The sequence below is a fragment of the Bradyrhizobium sp. CAR08 genome, from assembly GCF_052871955.1.
The window spans coordinates 144,807-153,475 of sequence record NZ_JBIXJX010000017.1; the positions used below are offsets into that span (position 1 = coordinate 144,807).

Here is an 8,669-nt window from a genome sequence, read left to right on the forward strand (position 1 = left end):
TCACCATGCCGACGCCCATTCTCGATTTCGATGCCCTCGCGCAAGCCATCTCAGGCTGCACGGTGCTGTGCATCGGCGACATCATGCTGGACGAGTTCGTCTATGGCGAGGTGTCGCGGATATCACCGGAGGCGCCGGCGCCTGTCATCGCGGCCCAGCGCAGCGAGATCCATATCGGCGGCGCCGGCAATGTCGCGCGCAACGTCGCCGCGCTCGGCGCGCGCTGCATCTTCGTCGGCCTCGTCGGCGAGGACGACGCGGGCAGGCAGCTCGCCTCGACGCTTGCGGAGCAGGGCGCCATCGAAAGCGTGCTGGTGTGCGATCCCTCGCGTCCGACCACGCGAAAAGTGCGTTTCGTCTCCGAGCATTTTTCCACGCACATGCTGCGTGCGGATTGGGAGCAGGCACAGCCTGCTTCCGATACGATGGAGACCAAGCTGATCGAAGCAATCCTGCCGCAGATCGCGCGCGCCGACATCGTGCTGCTGTCCGATTACGCCAAGGGCGTGCTGACCGCCCGCGTCATCCGCCACACCATCGACGCCGCGCGAAAACTCGGTAAGCCCGTGATCGTCGATCCCAAAAGCCTAAACTGGGCGATCTATCGGGGCGCCACGCTGCTCACGCCCAATCGCAAGGAATTCTCGGAAGCGACCCGAAGCCGCGCCGACACGCCGCAGAGCATCGTCGATGCCAGCGAGGACATGATGCGGCTCGCCGATTGCGAAGCGATCCTGGTCACCCAAGGCGAGCACGGCATGACGCTGGTGCCGCGCAACGGCGAGGCCGTTCACGTTCCGGCATTTCCGGTCAAGGTGCGCGACGTCTCCGGCGCCGGCGACACCGTTGCCGCGGCGCTCGCGGTCTCGCTCGCCACGGGCGCGGACTGGGACACGGCGCTTCGCATGGCCAGTGCCGCGGCCGCCGTCGCCGTCGGCAAGCAGGGCACCGCCAGCGTGAGTGCGGCCGAGCTGAAACGAAAAATATTGCCGCATGCCTATCTCGCGGCCGAGGAGAAGATCGTGCTCGAGCCCGGCGCGCTCGACGCGCAGCTCGCGGAATGGAAGAAGCAAGGCCAGCGCGTCGGCTTCACCAATGGCTGCTTCGACATCCTGCATCCCGGCCACGTGAAGGTGCTGACAGCGGCGCGCTCCGCCTGCGACCGCCTGATCGTGGGGCTGAACAGCGACGCCTCGGTGCGGCGGCTGAAGGGCGCCGACCGCCCCGTTCAGGACGAGCGAGCGCGTGCGGAAGTGCTGGCGGCGCTCGAAGCCGTCGATCTCGTCGTTATTTTCAATGAGGATACGCCGATCGACCTGATCACTCGCATTAAGCCGAGCGCGCTGATCAAAGGGGGCGATTACACCCGCGAGCAGGTGGTCGGCCATGAGGTCGTCGAAGCCGCGGGCGGGACGGTGGTGCTGGTTGACATTCTCCAGGGCTTCAGCACGACGGCGCTGGTTCATCGCGCGCGGGGAGAGGGCAAGTGACGACGCTCCCGGGGCAGACGACCGGCCAGGTGCTGTGGCGGCGTCTGCGCAGTCCGGCGGCCTGGTCCGAGACGGTCGATCTGTTTGCGATCCTGACTGCGGCCTCGCTGCCATGGTCGACGTCGCTTGCGGCGATATTCAATGTCCTGATGCTGCTCTGCATGGTGCCGTTCCTCGACGTCCGTGAGTTCCTGCAATCGCTCAAGCGTCCGATCTGTGCGGCGCCGATTGCGCTGGTCCTGCTCGCGCTGGTCGGGACGCTGTGGTCGGACGCGGCCTGGGGGGCGCGCTTCTACGCAGTCAATCCGACCGTCAAGCTGCTGGTGCTGCCGGTCCTGCTCTATCATTTTGCGCGCTCGCCGCGCGGACATTGGGTGTTCGTCGCCTTCCTGGTGTCCTGCGCGCTGTTGTCGGTGATGTCCTGGCTCGTCGCTTTCTACCCAGACCTCGCGCTCAAATCCGACCGCGTCGAGCGCGGCATCTTCGTCAAGAACTACATCGACCAGAGCCAGGAGTTCACGCTCTGCGCGGTCGCGCTCGCCTATCCGATCGTGCAGTTGCTGCGCCAGAAGCGCTACTGGATCGCCGGGCTGCTCACGGCGCTTGCGCTCGCCTTCTTCGTCAACATGGTGTTCGTGGTGGTATCGCGCACCGCGCTCCTCACGATTCCGATCCTGTTTGGTGTGTTTGCGTTGCTTCATCTGAGATGGCGCAGCATCGCGATCATCTCCGCGGCCCTGCTCGTGGGCGCGGTTCTCGCCTGGCAGGCCTCCCCGCAATTGCGCAAGACCGCCGACAGCTTTGCCAGCGACTACACACGCTATGTCGAAAAAGGCGCGGCGACCTCGGCCGGCTTGCGGCTCGAATTCTGGCGGAAATCCCTCGGTTTCTTCGCGGAGGCGCCGATCAAGGGGCACGGCACGGGCTCGACGCGTGGATTGTTCGAGCGGGCCGCGACGCCTGGCGATCAGAACCTGGCGTCCGCCGAGGTGATCGGCAACCCGCATAACCAGACGCTGAACGTGGCCGTGCAATGGGGCATCATCGGCGTCGCCGTTCTTTACGCCATCTGGATCCTGCATCTGATGCTGTTTCGCGGCGACGGGCTCGCAAATTGGGTCGGCCTCCTGGTCGTGGTCCAGAACGTCTTCACCTCGCTGTTCAACTCCCATCTGTTCGACTTTCACGAGGGCTGGATGTACGTCATCGGTGTCGGCGTTGCCGGCGGCATGGTGATCCGGGCCCAGCGCGGCACTCCCAAAGGTGGGGGAGCTAGTCCCTGAGCGGCCAGCGCGGGCACGTCTTGTGCTGGCAAGTCCTGTCGAGATGGGCTATCAGCGCGGTCAGGTTGCACCTCAACGGATTTTCATCGGCCGGCGGATGACGCGTCTTTCGCACCTCACCTTGCGCAATTTCCTGATCGCGCTGCACGACCTGCTTGTGACCACGGCGGCACTTTTTGCCGCCTTCTATGTGCGATTCGAGGGTGGCAACGGCTTTTTCCAGCGCTTGCCGCTCCTGTTCCAGATCCTGCCCTACTTCCTCGCCTTCAGCGTGGCCGTGTTCTTCCTTTTCAACCTGACCACGACGAAGTGGCGCTTCATCTCGATGCCAGACGCGCTGAACATCATCCGCGCGGCGACCGTGCTGACGCTTGCCCTTCTTGTGCTGGACTACATCTTCGTCGCGCCCAACGTCCGCGGCAGTTTCTTCGTCGGCAAGGTGACCATCGTCCTCTACTGGTTCCTCGAGATCTCCTTCCTCAGCGCGCTGCGCGTGACCTACCGCTACTTCCGCTATACGCGGGTGCGGCGTCGTGCGAGGACCGATGATGCTGCGCCGACGCTGCTGATCGGCCGGACCGCGGATGCCGAGGTGCTGTTGCGCGGCATCGAGAGCGGGGCGATCAAGCGGATCTGGGCGGTCGGCATATTGTCGCCCTCGCGCGCCGATCTCGGCCAGCTCATCCGCAACGTGCCGGTGCTGGGCGGCATCGATGACGTCGAGGACGTCATCGCCGATTTTGCCAAGCGCAACAAGGGGATCGGCCGCCTCGTGATGACGCCGTCGGCGTTCGAGCCGGAGGCCCATCCGGAATCGATCTTGATGCGGGCGCGCAAGCTGGGCGTCATCGTGAGCCGTATGCCCTCGCTTGAGAGCGGAGAGACGCCGCGGCTCACCCCGGTCGCTGTCGAGGACCTTCTGCTGCGGCCGAGCGAGACGATCGATTATGCGCGCCTGGAAGCGCTGATCAAGGACAAGGCCGTGATCGTCACCGGCGGGGGCGGTTCAATCGGGTCCGAAATCTGCGAGCGCGTGGTCGCCTTTGGCGCGGCGCGCCTCCTGATCCTGGAGAATTCCGAGCCGGCGCTCTATGCGGTCACCGAAGCGCTCGCCGCGCAGGGCACAGGTGCTGCGATCGAAGGGCGCATCGCCGACATCCGCGACCGTGAGCGCATCATGCGTCTGATGGCCGAGTTCAAGCCGGACATCGTATTCCATGCCGCCGCGCTCAAGCACGTGCCGATCCTCGAGCGCGACTGGAGCGAGGGCGTCAAGACCAATATCTTCGGGTCGATCAACGTTGCCGACGCGGCGCTCGCGGCCGGCGCCGAAGCGATGGTGATGATCTCGACCGACAAGGCGATCGAGCCGGTATCGATGCTCGGCCTGACCAAGCGGTTCGCCGAGATGTATTGCCAGGCGCTCGACCATGAGCTTGCGGCAGCGAGCGGCGGCAGATCGCCGATGCGGTTGATCTCGGTGCGGTTCGGCAACGTGCTGGCGTCGAACGGCTCGGTGGTGCCGAAGTTCAAGGCCCAGATCGATGCCGGCGGTCCCGTCACGGTCACGCATCCCGACATGGTCCGCTATTTCATGACCATCCGCGAGGCCTGCGATCTCGTCATCACGGCGGCGACGCACGCGCTCGGACCGTCGCGGCCGGACGTCTCGGTCTACGTGCTCAACATGGGACAGCCGGTGAAGATTGTCGATCTCGCTGAGCGCATGATCCGCCTCTCGGGTCTTGAGCCGGGCTATGACATCGATATCGTCTTCACGGGCATGCGGCCGGGCGAGCGGCTGTACGAGATCCTGTTCGCCTGCGAGGAGCCGACCAGCGAGATCGGCATCGCCGGCATCATGGCGGCGCAGCCGAACGAGCCCCCGATGCAGACCCTGCGCAAATGGATCGCGGCACTCGAGCAGGCGATCGCGCGGGACGACCGGGCCTCCATCAGGACCATTCTGAAGGATGCGGTTCCCGAATTCGGGTCGACCGCAGCCTGACCATGCTGGTCGAGGGATTGTTGCGCAACGCTGTTCTGTCGGAGCCACGATGAGCGAGATAAAGCCGGTCGCGCTGGTGACGGGAGCGAGCGGCTTCATCGGCCATCATGTCGCGCGCGCGCTGACACGCGAGGGCTGGTCCCTCCGCCGCGTGGTTCGCCGCCCTGAAGGGGCTGACGACGAGGTCGTGATCAGATCGATCGGCCCGGAGACCGTCTGGCAGGCCGCGCTCGACGGCGTCGACTCAGTCGTCCATCTTGCCGCGCGCGTCCATCACAAGCACGAGGAGCATGCGGTCCAGCTCTACCGAGACGTCAACATCACCGGCACGCTGAATTTGGCGCGCAGTGCGGCGACGGCCGGCGTGCGCCATTTCATCTTCATCAGCACCGTTCTCGTGCACGGTCGCAGCAACGACGGCCGCGCGCCGTTCAGCGAGGACGATGTCCTGACGCCGCGCGGTCTCTACGGCATGTCCAAAGCCGAAGCCGAAGCCGGCCTGAGAACGCTGGCCCGCGACGGCGACATGAAGATCTCGGTGATCAGGCCGCCGCTGATCTATGGCGCGGGCGCCAAGGGCAATTTCCCGCTGCTGGCGCGCGCGGTGAGCCTCGGACTGCCGCTGCCCTTTGCTGCGATCCGCAATCGCCGCAACTTTCTTTCCGTGCAGAACCTGTCGTCATTCATCCTGCAACGGCTCTCTCATCCCGACCCCGCGAGCAATTTCGAAATCTTCCTGCTGGCCGACCGGGAACGGGTCTCGACGCCCGAATTCATCGAGCGCCTGGCGAGAGCCTCCGGCAAGAGCCCGCGGCTGTTCGGCCTGCCGCCAAACCTGCTCGGCACCGCCCTTCGCGTGATGGGCCGGCAGGATATGCATGACGGCCTGATCGGCTCGCTCGAGCTCGACATTTCCAAGGCGATCGCGACCGGGTGGCAGCCGCCGGTGTCTCTCGACGAGGGGCTGCGGCTGGCGTTGGCGGCTCAGGACGCCTGAGGGCGGGAGAACCGCCGCAGCACAACGCCGATCGCGCTAGCGCCCGCCAGCAGCGCGATGAACGTGATCGTCACCGAGCCGGCGCGAGCGGTGACGATGGCAAGCCCCGCGAGTACGAGATTGAGCGCGAACACCTCGCCGATCACGCGGGAGACCGTGAAGCCGTGGTCGGTGGCGCGCTGGTAGAAATGCGAGCGATGCGCCGACCAGAATTGCTCGCGCCTGGCGATGCGCCGGAACAGCGTGACGGTGGAATCCACGAGGTAATAGGCCGGCAGCAACAGCGCCGCGGCGGGCTGCCCGCGCCAGGCGAGCTCGAGCAGGCACCAGCCGAGCAAAAGGCCGATCGGCAGGCTGCCGACATCGCCCAGGAAGACTTTCGCGACCGGCTTGTTGAATGGCGCAAAGCCGAGCATGGCGCCGCACAGCGCCGCGGCGATCAGCGCGGCCGGCCACGACAGATCGCCGAGCAGTCCCAGCAGCAGCAGCGCGGCGGTGACGGGCACCACTTCCGCCACCGTCATCAGGTCGAGCCCGTCCATGAAATTGACGAGGTTCACGAACCACACGCCCGCCAGCAGGATGAGTCCGCGCTCCAGTGCGAGCGGCAGCGCCGGCACGATGCGCGCGGTCTCAGGCGTGGTGAACACGACGGCGCCGACGGCTGCGGCCTGCAGCACGAGCCGTACCAGCACCGGCAGCGACTTGATGTCGTCGGCAAATCCGACCACGGCGATCAAGACCGTTGCAGCGATCAGCGCCGGCGGAATCGCGATGTTCGCCCAGACTGCCCAGGCTGATGCGACCAGCAGCGTCGCTGATATCACGGCGATGCCCGCACCCTGCGGGGTCGGGATGCGATGAGAGGACCGCGCGTTGGGCCGCGCCAATGCGTAACGCTGGAGCAGGGGGCGGCTGCTCCAGGTGATGACACCCGACACCAGCGCGGCAATCGCAACCTCAAGCAGCGAGGGGACGGCGCCGAGCGCGTCGACGGCCGCGTTCACTGCGGCACTCCGAGCGGCGCCGATCCCTGCGCGGCTTTCTCGGCGCTGAGGATCCAGACCAGGCCGCCGATCGCGCCGACGATGAAGTACACGGCGCCGAACAGCAGCGAGACGTTGACCCCCTCGTTTGCGGCCAGCCCCGCGAAGCCAAACGCGAGGCCCATGGTGGCTTCCCGCACACCCCAGCCGGCGATCGAGATCGGCATCATCGTGATCAGCATCACCGGCGGCACGAGCATAAAGACGTCGCTGAATCCGACCGGCGCGGCGATCGACTGCACGACGCACCAGGCGACCACGACGGCCAGCACATGCACGGCGAGCGACAGGACCACGACGGCCGGTCCGCGCGAGCGGCTGAAGATCACGCGGTTGGCGATCACGGCACAGGCGTGGATGTGATGCGTGGCCCACCAGGTTTTCAGCCAGTGCCATTTCAGCGCGCCGAAGACCAGAAAGCCGAGGCCACCCGCGAGCGCCGCGAGGTCGACGAGCAGCAGCGCCGAGCGCCCGTGCGGATCAGCGATGAGGCCGTAGCTCCAGGGCAGGCTCGCGACGATCATGATCGCGAGCGCGATCAAACCGATCGCGCGGTCGACGAAGATCGAATAGGTCGCAGCGCGCCAGCCGGCGCCGGCGCGCGCGACGAGCCACAGCCGGACCGCATCGCCGCCGATCGCCGAGGGCAGGGTCTGGTTGAAGAACGATCCGATCACGTTGTAGCGCATGGCCCGGCCGAGCTCGAGCGGGGCGCCGCATGCGGCGCTGATCTCGCGCCAACGCAACACGCCGACGAAGATTTGCAGGAACGTGACGGCGATCGCCGAGCCGATCCAGAACAGGCTGGTCACGGTGAAGCGCGAAAACAGTTCGGACAGATCGACCTTGCGCAGCGCCAGGTACAGCAGCGCTCCGGAAATCAGGATCTTGGCCGTCGACAGCAGGATTCGGCGCATTTCGCCCGCATGAACAAGGTTTTGAAGCAACCCGACGCAAGGCGCCGAATTCGGCCGCTTTGGTATGGTTTTGGCGCCGATCTTGCAATAGCGGTGATCAGGAGCCCGCATGCAGGGCGGCCGGCTATTGCGGCCCCGTCGATGCGGAGGCTAAAGAGGCGCCGCTGGCGAAAGATCGGGCGAAGCGGTCCTTGGGAACAGGATGAGGGATCACCGCAGATCGTCCGGCTGCCGCAAATGCGCCGTCTAAGGTCTACAATGTCGGCAACCACCACCCGGAAGAGCTGATGCACGTCGTCGGACTTCTGGAGCCGGAGCTGGGTCGGACGGCGATCAAAGAATTGCTGCCGAGAGACCTTTTGGAAACGTTCGCGGATGTCGAGGATCTGATGCGCGATAGCGGCTTTGCACCGTCAACGCCGATCGCGCACGGAATTCGTAATTTTGTCACCTGGTATCGGAACGACCTCAAGGTTTGAAATGACGATGGACAAACGCATTATCCCCCTGATCATGTGCGGCGGTGCCGGAACGCGGCTGTGGCCGGCTTCGCGCGAGGTGCGCCCCAAGCAGTTCCTGCCGCTGTTCGGCACCCGCTCGACCTTCCAGGACACGCTGCTCCGCGTCTCGGAGGCTTCGCTGTTCGATCGCCCGATCGTCATCACTAATGCCTCCTACCGTTTCATGGTGCTGGAGCAGCTCGCGGAAATCGGCATCGAGGCTGACGTGATCCTCGAGCCGATGCGGCGCGATTCCGGCCCGGCGATCGCCGCCGGCGCGGTGTTTGCGCAGAACCGCTCGAGTGAGGCGATCGTGCTCGCGCTCGCCGCCGACCACGTGGTGCAGGACAATGCCGCGTTCGTCGCGGCGTGCCGCCAGGGCCTCACCGCCGCGAGCGCCGGGCGCATCGTCACCTTCGGCGTCAAGC

Annotated in this window: 7 protein-coding genes and 1 pseudogene; 6 read left to right on the forward strand and 2 right to left on the reverse strand. The window is 65.8% G+C overall.

Going from position 1 to position 8,669, the window contains the following annotated elements; genetic code table 11:
- Positions 1–5 precede the first annotated feature (5 nt).
- The 4 genes from rfaE1 (at position 6) to ACIPUD_RS30570 (ending at position 5,778) form a co-directional block, all read left to right on the forward strand.
- Positions 6–1,490, forward strand: coding sequence for a D-glycero-beta-D-manno-heptose-7-phosphate kinase (gene rfaE1 / locus ACIPUD_RS30555; protein WP_446482158.1), 1,485 nt, complete (start codon positions 6–8; stop codon positions 1,488–1,490).
- Positions 1,487–2,773, forward strand: coding sequence for an O-antigen ligase family protein (locus ACIPUD_RS30560; RefSeq protein ID WP_446482159.1), 1,287 nt, complete (start codon positions 1,487–1,489; stop codon positions 2,771–2,773). Before rfaE1 ends, ACIPUD_RS30560 begins: the two co-directional genes overlap by 4 nt.
- A gap of 97 nt (positions 2,774–2,870) precedes the next feature.
- Entirely contained in the window at positions 2,871–4,781 is a 1,911-nt protein-coding gene (locus ACIPUD_RS30565) for an SDR family NAD(P)-dependent oxidoreductase (RefSeq protein WP_446482160.1), read from the forward strand.
- A gap of 49 nt (positions 4,782–4,830) precedes the next feature.
- Positions 4,831–5,778, forward strand: coding sequence for an NAD-dependent epimerase/dehydratase family protein (locus ACIPUD_RS30570; RefSeq protein WP_446482161.1), 948 nt, complete (start codon positions 4,831–4,833; stop codon positions 5,776–5,778).
- On the opposite strand, the gene ACIPUD_RS30575 is transcribed toward ACIPUD_RS30570, so the two are convergent.
- Together ACIPUD_RS30575 and ACIPUD_RS30580 are read right to left on the reverse strand one after the other, a co-directional pair.
- Complete coding sequence (locus ACIPUD_RS30575; protein ID WP_446482162.1) at positions 5,766–6,785, reverse strand: MraY family glycosyltransferase; 1,020 nt, start codon at positions 6,783–6,785, stop codon at positions 5,766–5,768. The genes ACIPUD_RS30570 and ACIPUD_RS30575 overlap by 13 nt on opposite strands.
- Positions 6,782–7,741: a lysylphosphatidylglycerol synthase transmembrane domain-containing protein gene (locus ACIPUD_RS30580; RefSeq protein WP_446482163.1), complete on the reverse strand. Its 960-nt coding sequence runs from the start codon at positions 7,739–7,741 to the stop codon at positions 6,782–6,784. Before ACIPUD_RS30580 ends, ACIPUD_RS30575 begins: the two co-directional genes overlap by 4 nt.
- Positions 7,742–7,950: 209 nt before the next feature.
- Here ACIPUD_RS30580 and ACIPUD_RS30585 point away from each other — a divergent pair.
- Both ACIPUD_RS30585 and ACIPUD_RS30590 read left to right on the forward strand, forming a co-directional pair.
- Positions 7,951–8,220, forward strand: a pseudogene (locus tag ACIPUD_RS30585) (UDP-glucuronate 5-epimerase); the annotation flags it as partial.
- A gap of 7 nt (positions 8,221–8,227) precedes the next feature.
- On the forward strand, positions 8,228–8,669 hold a 442-nt coding region (locus tag ACIPUD_RS30590; RefSeq protein ID WP_446482164.1), incomplete at its 3' end, for a sugar phosphate nucleotidyltransferase.

Bases quoted from the DNA above. Each gene is read 5' to 3' on its own strand.
- ACIPUD_RS30570 (WP_446482161.1), top strand. From the start codon at position 4,831: ATGAGCGAGATAAAGCCGGTCGCGCTGGTGACGGGAGCGAGCGGCTTC.
- ACIPUD_RS30580 (WP_446482163.1), bottom strand. From the start codon at position 7,741: ATGCGCCGAATCCTGCTGTCGACGGCCAAGATCCTGATTTCCGGAGCG.
- rfaE1 (WP_446482158.1), top strand. From the start codon at position 6: ATGCCGACGCCCATTCTCGATTTCGATGCCCTCGCGCAAGCCATCTCA.
- ACIPUD_RS30565 (WP_446482160.1), top strand. From the start codon at position 2,871: ATGACGCGTCTTTCGCACCTCACCTTGCGCAATTTCCTGATCGCGCTG.